This is a genomic window from Cellulosimicrobium sp. SL-1 (genome assembly GCF_011033075.1).
Lineage (GTDB): Bacteria > Actinomycetota > Actinomycetes > Actinomycetales > Cellulomonadaceae > Cellulosimicrobium > Cellulosimicrobium funkei.
This window is the reverse complement of the sequence record NZ_JAACJC010000001.1, coordinates 471433-487166: the sequence shown is the minus strand read 5'-3', so window position 1 is coordinate 487166 and position 15734 is coordinate 471433. Positions and strand designations below refer to the sequence as shown.

General features: G+C 73.7%; 16 protein-coding genes. 2 read left to right on the top strand and 14 right to left on the bottom strand.

The genetic code is table 11. The features are described 5' to 3' along the window. Positions 1 to 64: 64 nt before the first annotated feature. Positions 65 to 1696, bottom strand: a complete 1632-nt coding sequence (locus tag GWJ10_RS02240) for an ABC-F family ATP-binding cassette domain-containing protein (RefSeq protein WP_163184875.1) — start codon at positions 1694 to 1696, stop codon at positions 65 to 67. 111 nt (positions 1697 to 1807) lie between these two features. Here GWJ10_RS02240 and GWJ10_RS02235 point away from each other — a divergent pair, with 111 nt between their 5' ends. Then, positions 1808 to 2257: a DUF3054 domain-containing protein gene (locus tag GWJ10_RS02235; protein ID WP_081896078.1), complete on the top strand. Its 450-nt coding sequence runs from the start codon at positions 1808 to 1810 to the stop codon at positions 2255 to 2257. On the opposite strand, the gene rdgB is transcribed toward GWJ10_RS02235, so the two are convergent. The 6 genes from rdgB to clpS all read right to left on the bottom strand — a co-directional run bounded on the left by rdgB (position 2246) and on the right by clpS (position 6484). Further along, entirely contained in the window at positions 2246 to 2932 is a 687-nt protein-coding gene (rdgB, locus tag GWJ10_RS02230) for an RdgB/HAM1 family non-canonical purine NTP pyrophosphatase (protein ID WP_061268533.1), read from the bottom strand. The two genes, GWJ10_RS02235 and rdgB, sit on opposite strands and share 12 nt — an antisense overlap. Then, a complete protein-coding gene (gene rph / locus GWJ10_RS02225; protein ID WP_043652567.1) occupies positions 2929 to 3699 on the bottom strand; it encodes a ribonuclease PH in 771 nt (256 codons plus the stop codon). The genes rdgB and rph overlap by 4 nt, the downstream gene beginning before the upstream one ends. A 95-nt stretch (positions 3700 to 3794) precedes the next feature. Next, positions 3795 to 4625 (bottom strand): MBL fold metallo-hydrolase, encoded by an 831-nt coding sequence (locus GWJ10_RS02220; RefSeq protein ID WP_163184730.1) that lies wholly within the window; start codon positions 4623 to 4625, stop codon positions 3795 to 3797. Beyond that, positions 4625 to 5428, bottom strand: a complete 804-nt coding sequence (murI, locus tag GWJ10_RS02215) for a glutamate racemase (protein WP_163184728.1) — start codon at positions 5426 to 5428, stop codon at positions 4625 to 4627. The genes GWJ10_RS02220 and murI overlap by 1 nt, the downstream gene beginning before the upstream one ends. An 88-nt stretch (positions 5429 to 5516) precedes the next feature. Next, entirely contained in the window at positions 5517 to 6200 is a 684-nt protein-coding gene (locus GWJ10_RS02210; RefSeq protein ID WP_163184726.1) for a DUF2017 family protein, read from the bottom strand. Then, positions 6197 to 6484, bottom strand: a complete 288-nt coding sequence (gene clpS / locus GWJ10_RS02205; RefSeq protein WP_206154435.1) for an ATP-dependent Clp protease adapter ClpS — start codon at positions 6482 to 6484, stop codon at positions 6197 to 6199. Before clpS ends, GWJ10_RS02210 begins: the two co-directional genes overlap by 4 nt. Before the next feature lie 113 nt (positions 6485 to 6597). Between clpS and GWJ10_RS02200 the strand changes: the two genes are divergently transcribed. After that, positions 6598 to 8028: a nicotinate phosphoribosyltransferase gene (locus GWJ10_RS02200; RefSeq protein WP_163184724.1), complete on the top strand. Its 1431-nt coding sequence runs from the start codon at positions 6598 to 6600 to the stop codon at positions 8026 to 8028. Positions 8029 to 8094: 66 nt separating this feature from the next. On the opposite strand, the gene GWJ10_RS02195 is transcribed toward GWJ10_RS02200, so the two are convergent. From GWJ10_RS02195 to GWJ10_RS02165, 7 genes are all read right to left on the bottom strand, one after another. Beyond that, positions 8095 to 9948 carry a DEAD/DEAH box helicase gene (locus GWJ10_RS02195; RefSeq protein WP_043652576.1) on the bottom strand — a complete coding sequence of 618 codons (1854 nt, stop codon included), beginning with the start codon at positions 9946 to 9948 and terminating at the stop codon, positions 8095 to 8097. Continuing rightward, the gene (locus GWJ10_RS02190; RefSeq protein WP_021482851.1) at positions 9945 to 10280 is read right to left on the bottom strand and encodes a DUF3039 domain-containing protein; all 336 of its coding nucleotides are present in this window, start codon (positions 10278 to 10280) and stop codon (positions 9945 to 9947) included. The genes GWJ10_RS02195 and GWJ10_RS02190 overlap by 4 nt, the downstream gene beginning before the upstream one ends. Positions 10281 to 10489: 209 nt before the next feature. After that, a complete protein-coding gene (nagB, locus tag GWJ10_RS02185; protein WP_163184722.1) occupies positions 10490 to 11272 on the bottom strand; it encodes a glucosamine-6-phosphate deaminase in 783 nt (260 codons plus the stop codon). Next, positions 11272 to 12300 carry an ROK family protein gene (locus GWJ10_RS02180; RefSeq protein ID WP_240696649.1) on the bottom strand — a complete coding sequence of 343 codons (1029 nt, stop codon included), beginning with the start codon at positions 12298 to 12300 and terminating at the stop codon, positions 11272 to 11274. Before GWJ10_RS02180 ends, nagB begins: the two co-directional genes overlap by 1 nt. A gap of 1 nt (position 12301) precedes the next feature. Beyond that, complete coding sequence (locus GWJ10_RS02175; protein ID WP_061267707.1) at positions 12302 to 13162, bottom strand: carbohydrate ABC transporter permease; 861 nt, start codon at positions 13160 to 13162, stop codon at positions 12302 to 12304. Between the two features lie 68 nt (positions 13163 to 13230). Continuing rightward, the gene (locus GWJ10_RS02170; RefSeq protein WP_061267685.1) at positions 13231 to 14187 is read right to left on the bottom strand and encodes a sugar ABC transporter permease; all 957 of its coding nucleotides are present in this window, start codon (positions 14185 to 14187) and stop codon (positions 13231 to 13233) included. 156 nt (positions 14188 to 14343) lie between these two features. Next, the gene (locus GWJ10_RS02165) at positions 14344 to 15654 is read right to left on the bottom strand and encodes an extracellular solute-binding protein (protein WP_076405296.1); all 1311 of its coding nucleotides are present in this window, start codon (positions 15652 to 15654) and stop codon (positions 14344 to 14346) included. Between the last annotated feature and the right edge of the window lie 80 nt (positions 15655 to 15734).

Genomic DNA, 15734 nt, shown 5'->3' with positions numbered 1-15734 from the left:
AGCCGGGCCCGCCCGCCCCCTGGCCACGACGCTCCGGCCGGTCCGGCGCTGAGGGCGCTGCGGGTCAGCCGAGCTCGAGCCGGGGCCAGTCGTCGAGGTCCTCGCGCATGCGGCGGTCGTGCGTCGCCACGACGACCGCCGCGGGCGTGACGCGCAGCGCCTGGGTGAGCTCGTCGACGAGGTCGATCGACAGGTGGTTGGTCGGCTCGTCGAGGACCAGCACGTGCGGCGCCGCGAGGAGCGCGCGGGCGAGGTCGAACCGTCGGCGCTGCCCCGCGGACAGCTCGCGCAGCGGCCGCTCCAGGTCCTCCTCCGTGAGCAGGCCCAGGAACGCGACGGGGACGAGGTGCTCGGGGTCGAGGCGGCCCGCGTCGAGCAGGTCGAGCGCCTCGCGCGCGTACTCGTCGAACCCGGTGCGGTCCTCCGCCTCCGGGGGCAGCGCCGGGCCCTCCTGCGCGACGACGCCCAGCCGCGCGCCGTCGACGACGGACCGGGTGCCGCGGTCGAGCGGCACCAGGCCCGCGAGCGCGGCGAGGAACGTCGACTTGCCGCTGCCGTTCGGCCCGGTCACGAGCAGACGCCCCGAGGGAGGGAGCGCGACCCGGGTCCCGGGCAGGTCGAGGCGCGCTCCGCCGTCGGGCCCGACGCGCGGGCTGCGCAGCTCGAGCACCGGGTCGCCCGGCTCCCAGCCCGGCGACATCGCGGGGAGCTCGGGGAAGACGAGCTGGAGGGGCGGCACGGGCACCTCGACGGCCTCGGCCTCGAGCTGCTGGAGGCGCCGGTCCGCGGCCTTGACGTGGATCCGGGCGCGCGTCGCGCGGCGGTGCTTCTGGCTGCCCTTGGGCGGGCGCCACTCGTCGGACAGCCCCTCGTACGACGCGTCGAGGACCGCCGCGAGCTTCTCCGCGCGCTTCTGCTCCGCCCGGAACCGCTGCCGCCAGCGGTGCAGCGCCCGGTTCTTCGCGAACCGGTAGGAGAGGTAGCCCGGCTGCCCGTACAGCACCGGCTTCCCGTCCATCGCCGGGTCGAGGTCGAGGATCTCGGTCGCGACGTCGTCGAGCAGCTGGCGGTCGTGCGTGACCATCACCACGCCGCCGCGCCACGCGACGAGCTCGCCGGTGAGGAAGTCGATCCCGCCGGTGTCGAGGTGGTTGGTCGGCTCGTCGAGGAGGAGCAGGTCGGCGCGCTCGGCCAGCCGGCACGCGAGCCGCACGCGGTAGCGCTCGCCGACGGACAGGGTCGCGAGCTCGCGGTCCCGGTCGCGGCACGCGCCGAGGCGCGAGAGCGCGACGTCGACCCGGCGGTCCGCGTCCCACACGGCGAGGTGCTCGGCGCGGGCGAGGATCTCCGTGAGCTCGGCGAGGTCGCCCGCCTCGTGGTCGAAGTCCCGGGCCGCCGCCTCGAGCTCGGCAGCGACCGCCCGCAGCCCGCTCAGCGTCGCGGCGACGAGCGTGCCGACCGTCTGGCCCGGCGCGATCGCGAGCTCCTGCTCGACGAGCGCGAGCGAGCCCGCGCGGCGCACCTCCCCGCGGCCGGGCGCGAGGTCGCCGGAGAGCACGTGCAGGAGCGTCGACTTGCCCGTGCCGTTCTCCCCCACGACCCCGAGCCGCGTCCCCGCGGCGACGCGCAGCCCGACCCCGCCGAGGACGGGGCGTCCGGGGTAGGCGAAGGCGAGGTCGTCGGCGGCGAGGTGCACGGGGACCACCCTATGTTCCTGGGGATCGACCCTCCGCGTCCCGGGATCGACCCGCCAGGGCCGGTCCGGGCCGTGCGGAGACGGTCCCGCGGGCGGGGTACCGTCGGGAGCATGACCGACCTCGCGCCCACCGGACCGCGCCCTCGTCGCCCCGGGCTCGTCGTGCTCGCCGCGCTGGCCGACGTCGCGTGCGTCCTCGCGCTCGCGACCGGCGGCCTCGCGACGCACTCCGCCGACGAGGGCCTGACGCGGCTGCTCGTCGTGGCGTGGCCGTTCGCCGCGGGCGCCGCGCTGGGCTGGCTCGTCACGCGCGCGTGGCGTCGGCCGTGGGCCCTGTGGCCGACGGGCGTGGTCGTCTGGGGCTGCACGTGGGCGCTGGGCGTCCTGCTGCGCGTGCTCACCGACCAGGGCGTGGCCCCGGCCTTCCAGCTCGTGTCGTTCGGGTTCCTCGCGGTGACGATGCTCGGCTGGCGCGGCGTGGTCGCGCTCGTCGGCGTCCTGCGGCCGGGCGACCGCCGACGCCGCGAGCGCGAGCTCGCCGGCCGCCCCCTACCGCGCTGAGAGCGCCGCGACGACGTCCGGCGCGAGAGCGCGGAACGCCTTGCCGCGGTGGCTGATCGCGTTCTTCTCCGCCGGGCTCAGCTCGGCCGCGGAGCGGGCCGTCCCCGCGCCGGGCTGCTCGTCCGGCAGGAGGATCGGGTCGTAGCCGAACCCGTTCGCGCCGCGCGGCGCGGTGAGCAGGGTCCCGCGCATCTCCCCCGTCCGCACGACCTCGGTGCCGTCGGGCGTGACGAGCGCCGCCGCGCACACGAAACCGGCCGCGCGGTGCTCCGCACGCACGTCGCCGAGCTGCGCGAGCAGGAGCTCGAGGTTCGCGACGTCGTCGCCGTGCCGCCCCGCCCAGCGCGCCGAGAAGATCCCGGGTGCGCCGCCCAGCACGTCGACGGCGAGACCGGAGTCGTCCGCGACGGCCGGCAGCCCGGTGGCCGCGACGAGGGCGCGCGCCTTGATGAGCGCGTTCTCGGCGAACGTCACGCCGTCCTCGACGGGCTCGGGCGCGCCGACGTCGCCCGCGCCGACGATCGCCTCGGGCGCGAGCTCGAGCCCCGGGTGCGCGTCGAGCTCGGCCGCGAGGATCGCGCGCAGCTCGGCGATCTTGCCCGGGTTGTGCGTCGCGAGGACGAGTCGCGCGCCGTCGGGCACGACGACGCCGGTCGCCTCGGGCGTGCCGCTCACCGCGGGTCCGCCGCGAGCGCCGCGCGCTGGATCGCCGTGAGGTCGGCGGTGCCGGCCACCGCGAGGTCGAGCAGCGCGTCGAGCTCGGCGCGGTCGAACGGGGCGTGCTCCGCGGTGCCCTGCACCTCGACGAACGTCCCGGAGCCCGTGACGACGACGTTCATGTCCGTCTCGGCACGGACGTCCTCGACGTACGGGAGGTCGAGCATGGGCGTGCCGTCGATGATCCCGACGCTCACGGCCGCGACGGAGTCGGTCAGCACGGGCTTGCCGCCCTTGATGTGGCCGTGCCGCTGGCCCCACGCGACGGCGTCGGCGAGCGCGACGTAGGCGCCGGTGATCGCGGCGGTGCGTGTGCCGCCGTCGGCCTGGAGGACGTCGCAGTCGAGCACGATCGTGTTCTCGCCGAGCGCGGAGACGTCGATGATCGCGCGCAGGGACCGGCCGATGAGCCGCGAGATCTCGTGCGTGCGCCCCCCGATCTTGCCCTTGACCGACTCGCGCTGGCTGCGCTCGTTCGTCGCGCGCGGCAGCATCGCGTACTCGGCGGTGACCCAGCCCTCGCCCGACCCCTTGCGCCAGCGCGGCACGCCCTCGGTGAACGACGCCGCGCACAGCACGCGCGTGCGGCCGAACTCGACGAGCACGCTGCCCTCGGCCTGGTCGAGCCAGTGGCGGGTGATGGTCACGGGGCGGAGCTGGTCGGGCGTGCGGCCGTCGGCGCGGAGGGGCGCGGCCGTGCCCGGAGACGAGGAGGGGATGGTCATGCCGCCACCCTACCGACCCCCGGCCCACCGCTGAGCGCGGTGGATGGTCGCATCTTCCCGGGCTGCCGACGGTGGCTCGTCCCCGCGCTCAGCGGTCAGAGGTCGAAGACCGCGCCCGTCGTGGCGACGTCGACCGGGCCGGTGTATGTCTCCCGCGCCTCGGCGCGCGAGCGCTCGGGGTCGTTCCACGCGGGCAGGTGCGTGAGCACGAGCCGGCGCGCGCGGGCCGCGGTCGCGACCTCGCCCGCGCGCCGCCCCGTGAGGTGGATGCCCCGCTCGACGCCGTCGTCGCGGCCCTCGTGGAACGCCGCCTCCGACAGGAGCAGGTCGGCGTCGCGCGCGAGCTCGACCACGCCGTCGCACGCGTCCGTGTCCCCCGTGTACGCGAGGACGGCGCTCTCCCCCGGGCGCAGCGTGGACGGCCCGGTGACGCGCACCCCGTACGCCTCGACCGGGTGGAACACGCGGTACGGCTCGAGGGCGAGCGGGCCGACCCGGACCGGCGCGCCCGGCTCCCACGCGCGCACGTCGAGCTCCTCCGTCACGCCGTCACCCGGCTCCGCGCCGTACGCCGCCTCGATGCGGGCGGCCGTGCCCGCCGGGCCCAGCACCGTGAGCCGGCTCGGCACGCCCGTGCGGGTCGAGCCGCGCACCGGGTGGTAGCGCAGGTACACGTACAGGCCGCACACGTCGACGAAGTGGTCGGGGTGCAGGTGGGACAGTCCCACGGCGTCGACGTCGAGCGGCTCGACGAACCGCTGCAGCGCGCCCAGCGACCCGTTGCCCAGGTCCAGCACGACGTTCCAGTCGCGCGCCTCGAACCCCGCGGCCGCGGCCTCTGCGGCCGGGACCTGGACCAGGTACGACGACGCGGGCGACGCCGGGCCCGCGAACGAACCCGAGCACCCGACCGTGACGAGACGCATCAGGCCGCCTCCACGCTCAGCACCTCGGGGCCGAGGAACCGGCGCGCGAGGTGCTCGAACGGCTCCGCGCTCCCCGTCGCGAGGAACCGGTGCTGCGGCGGCCCCGCGTCGCGCGAGCGCTCGAGGTCGTGCGCGACGAGCGTGCGGTACACGTCCTTCGCGGTCTCCTCCGCGCTCGACACGAGCGTGACCTCGTCGCCCATGACGTACGAGATCGCGCCCGTCAGCAGCGGGTAGTGCGTGCACCCGAGCACGAGCGTGTCCACGCCCGCGGCCTTCACCGGGTCCAGGTAGCGGTGCGCGACCTCCAGCACCTCGGGGCCCGACGTCACGCCCTGCTCGACCAGCGGCACGAACTCGGGGCACGCCTGCGTCGTCAGGGTCAGGCCGGGGGTCACGGCGAACGCGTCCTCGTACGAGCGCGACGTGATCGTGGCCCGCGTCCCGATGACGCCGATGCGCCCCGACCGCGTCGCGGCCACGGCCCGACGTGCCGCCGGGAGGATCACCTCGACGACCGGGAGGCCGTGGCGCTGCGTGTACCGCTCGCGCGCGTCGCGCAGCACCGCGGACGAGGCGGAGTTGCACGCGATGACGAGCATCTTCACGCCGTCGTCGACGAGCTGGTCCATGATCGCCAGCGCCATCGCCCGGACCGCCGCGAGCGGCTTCGGCCCGTACGGGCTGTTCGCGGTGTCCCCGATGTAGAGGAGGGCCTCGTTCGGGAGCTGGTCGAGGATCGAGCGTGCCACGGTCAGGCCACCCACGCCCGAGTCGAAGATCCCGATGGGAGCGTCGTTCACCCGGCCGAGCCTACTGTCGCCGCCCCGCGCCAGGCGCCCCGAACCACGCGCACGCCGCTGTGGCAGCGCCCACAGGTCCCCGCCACGCTCAGCCCCGCGGCCCGGGGCGCGGACCGCCCCGCCCCGCCCGCAGGTCCGCGAGCATGCCGTCGACGAGCGACTCCTGGAGCAGCCCCGTGAGGAGGAACACGCTCACGAGGAAGCGGCGCGGCGCGCCCCCGACCTCGCCGTCGTCCGGGCCGTCGTCGCCCTCCCGGTCCAGCTCGTCGTACAGGCCCTCGACCTGCTCGTCCGTGCGCAGGTCCAGGCGCTCGGCCAGGACGAGGCGCACGTCGGTCAGGGCGCCCGCGACGTCCTGCGCCTCCTCGCGCCCGACGACGAACGGCGCCGCCTCGGCCGGCTCGGAGTCCACGAGCATCCGGCCGAGCAGCACCAGCCGGCCCACCTTGCGCGCCGCGAGGTCGTCCTGCGTGAAGCGCCGGAACTCGTGCGCCACCTCGACGTCGTCCGACGCGTCCGGGAGCAGACGGCGCACGGCCGGGTCCGGGGGCGGCGTCGCGTCCGTCCCGCCCCCACCGGGCGTCGGGCCCGTCCAGCCCGGGGGCGACCACGCGTCGTCGGGCGCGGACCGGCCCGGCGCGTCCGACGCCCGCCCGGGGACGCCCTCCTGGAGCATCTGCGCGACGTCGCCCGCGAGCTGCGCCAGCACGATCCGCTCCGACGGCTCGAGCTCGGCGACGTACCCGTGCGCCTCCGCGCGGAACGGCCTCACTGCTCGCCGTCCTTCTGGAGCGTCGCCCACAGCCCGAACGAGTGCATCGCCTGCACGTCGACCTCCATGCGCTCGCGGTCGCCCGTGGACACGACGGCCCGCCCCTCCTGGTGCACCTGCATCATCAGCTCGTGGGCGCGCGCGGTGGAGTACCCGAAGTACGACTCGAACACGTACGCGACGTAGCTCATGAGGTTGACCGGGTCGTTCCACACGAGGGTGACCCACGGGCTGTCGAGCCGGGTCGCCTCCTCGGTGCGGACCGCCTCCTCGGGCACGGTCAGGGAGGCCCGCGCGGCAGCGGGGCGGGTGAAGATCGGGTGGGGTCTCACGTCACCACTCTATTCGCGGGCCTGTCGGCGCCCACCGCGGCGGTCGCTGCCCTACGGTATTCCGCATGAGCCTCGCCGACCCGGGCAGCGTCGCCCTCCCCGCGACCGACAGCGCTGCCCCCTCCGCCTCGCCGACGCAGCGGCCGTCGTACCAGCCGACGTACCAGCCCGGTGCGTCGACCGCGCTCCTCACCGACCGCTACGAGCTGACGATGCTCCAGGCGGCGCTCGCCGACGGCACCGCGGGCCGGCACTGCCTCTTCGAGGTCTTCACGCGCCGCCTCCCGCCGGGTCGGCGGTACGGCGTCCTCGCCGGGACCGGGCGGGTCCTGGAGGCGCTGTCGTCGTTCCGCTTCTCCGCCGCCGAGCTCGACTGGCTGCACGCGCAGTCCGTCGTCGACGACCGCACCCTCGAGTTCCTCGCCGGCTACCGCTTCACCGGGACGATCACCGGGTACCCCGAGGGCGAGGTCTTCTTCCCCCAGTCGCCGGTGATGACGGTCGAGGGCACGTTCGCCGAGGCGGTGCTGCTCGAGACCCTCGTCCTGTCGATCCTCAACTACGACTCGGCCGTCGCGTCCGCCGCGTCCCGCATGACGAGCGCCGCCGTCGAGCGCCCGTGCCTCGAGATGGGGGCGCGGCGCGCGCACGAGCAGGCGGCCGTCGCCGCGGCGCGGGCCGCCGTCGTCGGCGGGTTCGCCGGGACGTCGAACCTCGAGGCGGGCCGCCGGTACGGCCTCGAGACCATCGGCACCGCCGCGCACGCCTTCACGCTCCTGCACGACGACGAGAAGTCCGCCTTCGCGTCGCAGGTCGCGTCCCTCGGACCCGGCACCACGCTGCTCGTCGACACCTACGACGTGCGCCGCGGCGTCGAGAACGCCGTCGAGGCGGCCGGCGGCCGCCTCGGTGCCGTGCGGCTCGACTCCGGCGACCTCGGCGTCCTCGCCGTCGAGGTGCGCCGCCAGCTCGACGCCCTCGGCGCGCACGACACGAAGATCACCGTGACCTCCGACCTCGACGAGTACGCCATCGCGTCGCTCGCCGCCGCGCCCGTCGACTCCTACGGCGTCGGCACCTCCCTGGTCACCGGCTCCGGCGCCCCCACGTGCGGCATGGTCTACAAGCTCGTCGCCCGCGCCGACTCCAGCGGCGTGCTCCAGCCCGTCGCCAAGGCGTCCACCGCCAAGACGAGCACGGGCGGCCGCAAGTGCGCCGCCCGCCGCTACGACGCCGACGGGCGCGCGGTCGAGGAGGTCGTCGTCACGGGTGCCGACCTCGCCGTGCAGGAGTGGGAGCCCGACGACGTCGATCTCCGCCGGCTCCAGGTGCCCCTCGTCGTCGACGGCGCCGTCGACTCGCGCTGGGTCGGGTCGTACGGCGTGGAGAACGCCGCGCACCGCCACCGCGAGGCGCGCGCCGAGCTGCCCCGCGGCGCGCGCCGCCTCTCCGCCGGCGACCCGGCGATCCCGACGGTCGTGCACACGCTGTCCTGACTCCCCGACCGGGCCGCGACCCGGTCGCGGCCGGGCGTGCGCGCCCGGCCGCCGGGGCCGCGCGGGCTACCGCTTCCCGACGAACCAGCCGCGCACCGTCGCGACCCGCGCGTCGAGCTGCTCGACCGTCGCGAGCGGGACCTCGGGCCCGCCGCAGCGGCGGCGGAGCTCGGTGTGCACCGACCCGTGCGGCTGCCCGCTGCGGCGCGACCACGCCGAGACGAGCTGCTGGAGCTCCTTGCGGAGCTCCGCGGCGCGCCGATGGTCCATCTCGGCCCGCTCGCGCTCCGCGGACTGCGTGGTGCGCGAGCGCGCGCTCATCTGGTCGGCCTGCCGCTGACGCAGGAGGGTCGTGACCTGGTCCGCGTCGAGCAGACCGGGCAGCCCGAGGAAGTCGAGCTCCTCGTCCGAGCCGACGTCCGCGCCCGTGCCGAACTCGCCGCCGTCGAACAGCACGCGGTCGAACGACGCCTGGGCCTCGAGCGCCTCGAACGAGCCCTGGACGAGCTCGCCCGACGCCTTGTCCTCGCGGTTCGCCTCGGCGAGGAGCGCGTCCTCGGGGTTGAACCCCTCCCCCTGCTCCTCCGCGGTGAGCGGCCGGTCCAGCGCGTGGTCGCGCTCGATCTCGAGCCCGTTCGCGAGCTCGAGCAGGTGCGGCACGCTGGGCAGGAACACCGACGCCGTCTCGCCGCGCTTGCGGGCACGCACGAACCGCCCGACGGCCTGCGCGAAGAACAGCGGCGTCGCGGTCGAGGTCGCGTACACGCCCACCGCGAGCCGCGGGACGTCGACGCCCTCCGACACCATCCGGACGGCGACCATCCAGCGCGCGTCGCCGTCGGAGAACTCCTCGATGCGGCTGCTCGCGCCGTCGTCGTCCGAGAGGACGACCGTCGGCGACTTCCCGGTGATGCGTGCGAGGTGGCCCGCGTACGCACGCGCGTCCGTCTGGTCGGTCGCGATGACGAGGCCGCCCGCGTCGGGGATCGCCCGCCGGACCTCGGTCAGCCGCTTGTCCGCGGCCGCGAGGACCGACGGGATCCACTCGCCGTTCGGGTCCAGCGCGGTGCGCCACGCCTGGCCCGTCATGTCCTTGGTGAGCGCCTCGCCGAGACGCGCGCTCACCTCGTCGCCGGCCTTCGTGCGCCAGCGCATGTTGCCCGAGTAGGACAGGAACAGCACCGGCCGCACGACGTGGTCGCGCAGCGCGTCGCCGTACCCGTACGTGTAGTCGGCGCGCGACCGCCGGATGCCGTCGGGGCCGCGCTCGTACTCGACGAACGGGATGGCCGCGGTGTCCGAGCGGAAGGGCGTGCCCGTGAGCGCGAGGCGCCGGGTCGCGTCCTCGAAGGCCTCACGCACCGCGTCGCCCCACGACAGCGCGTCGCCGCCGTGGTGCACCTCGTCGAGGATGACGAGCGTGCGGTCGGCCGTCGTGCGCGCCGCGTGCAGCGCCGGCTTCGCGGCGATCTGCGCGTACGTGAGCGCGACGCCGTCGTAGTGCGCGCCGTGCCGGCCCTGGCTGTTGCGGAAGTTCGGGTCGATCCGGATGCCGACGCGCGCCGCGGCGTCGGCCCACTGGTGCTTGAGGTGCTCGGTCGGGGCGACGACGGTCACGCGCCGCACCACGCCCTGCTCCAGGAGCTCGGTCGCGACGCGCAGCGCGAACGTCGTCTTGCCCGCGCCGGGTGTCGCGACGGCGAGGAAATCGCGCGGCGCGCGCGTGCGGTACAGCTCGAGCGCCTCGGCCTGCCAGGCGCGCAGCTTGGACGCCGAGCCCCACGGGGCGCGCCGCGGGAACGCCGGCGAGAGGTGCGACGCCGCCGCGGAGGACGGGCTCTGGGGTGCCGGCGGCGAGGTCCTGCTACGGGAGTCGGGGGCGGAGTGACCGGTGGACGTCGTGTGGTGCTCCGCGCTCACTTGCCGGAGTCACCCTCGCCGTCCTGCGGGTCTCGCAGTCCCTCGTAGATCTCCTTGCACGTGGGGCACACGGGGAACTTGTTCGGGTCACGGCCGGGCACCCAGACCTTGCCGCACAGCGCGATCACCGGCTTGCCGGAGAGCGCCGACTGCATGATCTTCTCCTTGCGCACGTAGTGCGCGAAGCGTTCGTGGTCGCCGGGCTCGGTCTGCTCGCGCGTCTCCTCGCGCTCGAGCACCCCGGTCGACGTGCCGGTCGTCGGCTCGGTCGCAGGAGTCCGGAACGGGTCCTCGGGACCCCCGGGTGGCGTGCTCGCGCGGAGTTCGATCATGGAGTGAAGTCTACGTCGCGACGCCCACACGTCGGGCGGCCGTCGCCGCGGCCGGTCCGCGCGCCGTGCGACACCCGCCGCGCGGACCACGGGCCGCGGGGACGGGAGACGACGAAGCCCGCCGACGCACGGTCCAGGGGCGTGGACCGCGCGCCGACGGGCGGCTCGGTGTCGCGGGAGCTCCCGCGAGGTGTCGTCGACCCGTCGGGTCAGAGGCCCTGCCAGTCGGGCTTGGACGCGTACGTCTGGCGGTAGTAGTCGCCGAGCTGCAGGCGCGAGGCCGCCGCGTCGTCGACCAGGACCGTGGCGTGCGGATGCATCTGCATGATCGTCGCCGGCCACATCGCGCTCACCGGACCCTCCACCAGCTGGTGCACCGCCTCCGCCTTGCCCTTGCCCGTGGCCAGCAGCACCAGGTGCCGCGCCGACATGATCGTCGCCAGACCCTGCGTCAGACAGTGCCGCGGCACCCGATCCACGTCGTCACCGAAGAACCGCGCGTTGTCCTCGCGCGTCTGCGCCGTCAACGTCTTGATCCGCGTCCGCGACGCCAGGCTCGACCCCGGCTCGTTGAACGCGATGTGCCCGTCCGTCCCGATCCCCAGGATCTGCAGGTCCACACCCCCCGCCCCCGCGATCGACTCCTCGTACGCCGCGCACGCCGCCACCAGGTCCTCCGCGTTACCGTCCGGACCCTGCACCGCACCCGGAGCGAAGTCCACCCGCGAGGCGATCTCCGTCTCGATCACGTTGCGGTACCGCTGCGGATGATCGACCGGCAACCCCACGTACTCGTCCAGCATGAACGCCCGCACCCCCGCGAACGACAACCCCTCCTGCACATGACGCCGCACCAGCTCGTCATACACCTTCAACGGCGACGACCCCGTCGCCAACCCCAGCACCGCCCCCGGCCCCGACCGCACCACCGCCTCCACGGCATCCGCAGCCAGCACCGCCAACCGCTCCGCCGGAGCGATCACGACCTCCATCACAACACCTTTCGACGGCCGACGAGAGCAGCGCCCACGGCGGCGACCGGGACGTCCGACGGAGCGAGGGAGACCCGCTCCGACAGACGCAACGAAGACAGGAAGGGGGACGTGCTCGACTGCGCGTCGAGCGCGTCGCGGACCGCGTCCAGCAGCGGCTGGCCCAGCGCGGACACGCCGCCGCCGAGCACCACGTGGCGCACGTCCACCGTCAGCTCGAGGATCCGCACGGCGGAGGCGACGGCGGACGCGAACTCGTCCTTGATCCGGATCGCTTCCGGGTCGCCCGCGGCCGCGGCCTCGAAGAGCTCGGCAGGGGCCGGTCTGCCGTGGCGCGACGGCCAGCGCGCCGACACGGCGGAGCCCGACGCGTAGACCTCCACGCACCCGCGCTGCCCGCACGCGCACTCGGGCCCGCGCGGGTCGATCGGGATGTGCCCGATCTCCCCCGCCGCGCCGCTCACGCCACGGCGGAGCTCGCCGCCGAGCACGATGCCGGCCGCGAGCCCGGTGCCGAGAGCGAGGAACGCGAGGTCCTCCCCCTCCGCGCCGCGCAGGTGCGAGGCACCGAGGGCGGCCACGTTGAGGTCGTTGTCGACCTGGACCGGGACGCCGCCGAGCTCCGCGGACAGCGCCTCGGCGAGGGCGAAGCGTCCGCCCTCGATGCCGAGGTTCACCGCGTGCACGACGGAGCCGTCGGCGGGGTCCACCAGCCCGGGGACCCCGACACCGACGCCGTCGACGTCCGCGAGGTCACCGCAGGCGCGCCGGACCACCTCGCGGACCGCGCGCGCCGCGCTGGACACGACGCCCTCCGGTCCGCGCACCGTCGGCAGCCGCAGCGTCTCGCGCGCGACCCCGTCGGGGCCGAGGAAGGCCGCGAGCACCTTGGTGCCGCCGATGTCGAGGCCCACCGCGCTGCCCGGTCCCGCGGGGCCGCGCCGTGACGCGGTCCCGGGACCGGGGCGTCCGGCCAGGGCTGCGGCCGCCTCGCCGTCGAGCGAGGCAGCCGTGCTCAGGTCGCTCACGTCAGCCCTTCACCGCACCCGAGACGAGGCCACCGGTCATCCGACCCTGGACGATGAGGAAGAAGACCACCGCCGGGATGGCGATGAGCACCGAGCCGGCCATGAGCGCGCCCCAGTTGGTCGCCTGGGTCGCCTGCTGGAAGGTGCGCAGCCAGACCGGCAAGGTCATGGACTCCGGGCGTTGCATGATGATCAGGGCCATGACGAACTCGTTCCACGCCTGGATGAACGCGAAGACACCCGTCGCGACCAGCCCGGGGGCCAGGAGCGGGAAGGTGATCTTCCAGAACGCCTTGCCTCGCGAGCACCCGTCGATCATGGCGGCCTCCTCGAGGTCCGCGGGAACGCCGTTGACGAACCCGCGCAGCGTCCAGATCGTGAACGGCAGCACGCCGGACACGTAGACGATCCCCAGGCCGACGATGGTGTTGAGCATCTGCCAGTTGTCGATGATCCGGAAGATCGAGATCATCATCGCCTCGCCCGGGATCATCTGTACCACGAGGATCGCGAGGATGAACGTGCGGCGGCCCTTGAACCGGAACCGCGTCACCGCGAGCGACGCGAGGAACCCGAGGACCATGGCGATGACGAGCGTGAAGAACGTCACCGTGAGCGAGTTCCCCATCGCCGGGATGAACGGAGCGCGGGTCTCGTCGGTGATCGCCGTCACGTAGTTGTTCAGCGTGAAGACGTCGGGCGTCGGGAAGAACTTGAGCTCCGTCCCGCGCACGAGGCTCGACGGCAGGAAGGACGTGTTGATCATCCAGTAGACGGGGAAGACCGACGAGACGAAGACGATGATCGCCAGGATCGCGTAGCCGACGTTCGCCAGCTTCTTGCGCTGCTTCTCACGGCTCACGCGAGGGGCAGGGCCCGTTGCGGCAGACGCGTGCCGGACCGCGGCGCGGGGGGTGGTCTGGACGGTGCTCACAGTTCTTCCTCCCGGACCGTCTGGCGCACGTAGTAGAACGAGATGCCGAGCATGATGAACACGAAGATCACCGAGATGGCGCCCGCGAGCCCGTAGTGCCCCTGGGCCATGCCCATCTGGTAGATGTACACGCCGATCGTGTTCGTCTTGTCGCGGTCACCACCCACGCCCTGAAGGGCGTAGATCTGCGTGAAGACGCGCAGGTCCCAGATGATCGACAGCACGATGAGCACCGTGATGATGCTCCGGACGTACGGGACCATGATGAGCCGGAACCGCTGAACCGGGCGGGCGCCGTCGAGCTGGGCGGCCTCGAGGACCTCGCCGGGGATCTGCGTCAGTCCCGCGTACATCGTGAAGGCGACGAACGGCACGGCGCCCCACACGATGACGATCGTCGCGATGAGGAAGAACTGGAGCGGGTTGAGCAGCCACGAGTGGCCCATCCAGTTGTCGCCCGTGATCGTGGTCAGCAGGTTGTTGATGACGCCGTACTGGGTATCGAAGATCCAGCCCCAGACGATGGTCGCGGCGAGCGCCGGCATGGCCCACGCCAGCAGCAGCCCGACCGAGACCAGCAGGCGGAAGCCCTTGCCGAGACGCATCATGAGCAGCGCGATGAGCGTGCCGAGCACCATGGTCAGGACGACGCACGCGACCATGAACACGAAGCTGCGCAGGAGCACGGTCCAGAAGCCGTCGACGTCGGTGAGGACCTGGACGTAGTTGTCGAAGCCGACCCACTCGGCGGGCTGGCCCATGAGCTGGGCCCGCTCGTACTCCTGGAACGACATGATGACGAGCCGCACGAGCGGGTATCCGACGAGGATGCCGAGCACGACGAGGCTGGGGACGAGGAGCGTCCACGGCAGGATCGGTGGACGCCGCTTCTTGGGTGGCCGCACGGGCGCGCCGGAGCGCTCGGTGCGGGGTTCGAGGGTGGTTGAGCTCATTTCCTCACTCCGTCAGGGGTTGCGCGGTGGTGCGCAGGCGACGTGCCTCCGGGGCTCGTCATGGGAAGGGGTGGGGGCTCCGGCGAAGGAGTCCCCACCCCTGACGGCTCGAGCCTCCGACGGTGCCCGGCGGTCACCGGGCACCGTCGGACCGGCTCAGCTGTTGAGGATCGACTCGATCTTCGCGTCGAGCTCCTCGGCGACCGTCTGCACGTCGTCGCCGTTGGCGATCTTCGTGAAGGCGCTCTGGAGCACGTTCTGCGCCTCGACGTCGGCCCACTTCGGGGACGCCGGGGTGAGGCGAGCGTTCTGCGCCGCCTCGACGCCCGCCTGGGCGATCGGGTTGTCCTGCGGCACCTGGTTCGCGAGCGACTTCTTCGCCGGGATCATGTTCGCCTGGGCGAGGATGGTCTGGTACTCGTCGCTCATCATGATCTCGAACGCCTTGTACGCGAGGTCCGGGTTGTTGGACTTCGCCGCGACGGCGATGTTCGAGCCACCGGCGAACACGGCCGCCGGCTCGCCCGCGGTCTTGCCGGGCAGCGGGAACGCCGCGAGGTCGGAGCCGTAGGTCTCGAGGCACCCGGGGGTGGTCTTGGGGTCCTCGGGCGTGGCCGAGGTCTTGATGGTGCCGGCGATCCACGTCGGGGCCGACACGAACGCCACCTTGCCCTCGCAGAACGGCACCTGGAGATCGGTCTCCTGGCCGTCCTTCGGCGCGAGCGACGCGTTCGTCATGAGGTCCTGGACCTGCGCGAGGCCGGCGAGGCCGCCCTCCGAGGAGAACCCGGCCTCCCACTCGCCGTCGTCGTTCTGCTCGGCGATGAAGCCGCCGTTCTCCCAGACGAAGGGCAGGGCGTTGTACCAGTCCTGACCGGGCCAGTAGACGCCGGAGACCGTGTCCGTCTTGAGCGACTTCGCCGTCGCGACGTACTCGTCGAGCGTCGTCGGGACCGGCGTGGAGCCGGTGACCTGCGGGGTGTAGAACACGGCGCGCGAGCCGGCGTAGTACGGGAGGGCGTAGTGCTTGCCCTCCCAGTCGCCGGCCTCGACGAAGCCACCGAGCAGGTCGTCGCCGCCCAGGGACTGGAACTCGTCCTCCGTGATCTCGCGGAAGTAGCCGGCCGACGTGAACGCCGGGGACTGCGTGTTGCCGACCTCGACGATGTCCGGGCTGTCGGAGCCGGAGAGCGACGTGGTGAGCTTGTCGACGAGGCCGGTCCAGGACTGCTCCTCGATGGTGAGGGTGCTGCCCGGGTTCTCCTCCTCGAACGTGGTCTTGAGGTAGTCGCGCGCGGCGTCGGGCGTGTCCGACCCGTTGAGCCAGACGCGGATGTCGCCGGAGGCGGACTCGCCGTCGCCGGAGCCGTTGTCGTCGCTCCCGCCGCCGGTGCTGCAGGCGGTCAGCGCGAGCGCCAGGGTGATCGTCGACGCCACGGAGGCGGCGACGAGACGGTTCCTCTTCACTGGGTGCTTCCTCTCGGTGATTCTTGGTGGTGGCGGCGATGCCCCCACCGGAGGTGTGGCAGGAGTCCTGCGTAATCGAG

Coding starts and splice junctions, on each gene's coding strand:
- GWJ10_RS02170 (WP_061267685.1), bottom strand. CDS start 14,187: ATGAGCTCAACCACCCTCGAACCCCGCACCGAGCGCTCCGGCGCGCCC.
- GWJ10_RS02190 (WP_021482851.1), bottom strand. CDS start 10,280: ATGATCGAACTCCGCGCGAGCACGCCACCCGGGGGTCCCGAGGACCCG.
- GWJ10_RS02235 (WP_081896078.1), top strand. CDS start 1,808: ATGACCGACCTCGCGCCCACCGGACCGCGCCCTCGTCGCCCCGGGCTC.
- nagB (WP_163184722.1), bottom strand. CDS start 11,272: ATGGAGGTCGTGATCGCTCCGGCGGAGCGGTTGGCGGTGCTGGCTGCG.
- GWJ10_RS02200 (WP_163184724.1), top strand. CDS start 6,598: ATGAGCCTCGCCGACCCGGGCAGCGTCGCCCTCCCCGCGACCGACAGC.
- GWJ10_RS02220 (WP_163184730.1), bottom strand. CDS start 4,625: ATGCGTCTCGTCACGGTCGGGTGCTCGGGTTCGTTCGCGGGCCCGGCG.
- rph (WP_043652567.1), bottom strand. CDS start 3,699: ATGACCATCCCCTCCTCGTCTCCGGGCACGGCCGCGCCCCTCCGCGCC.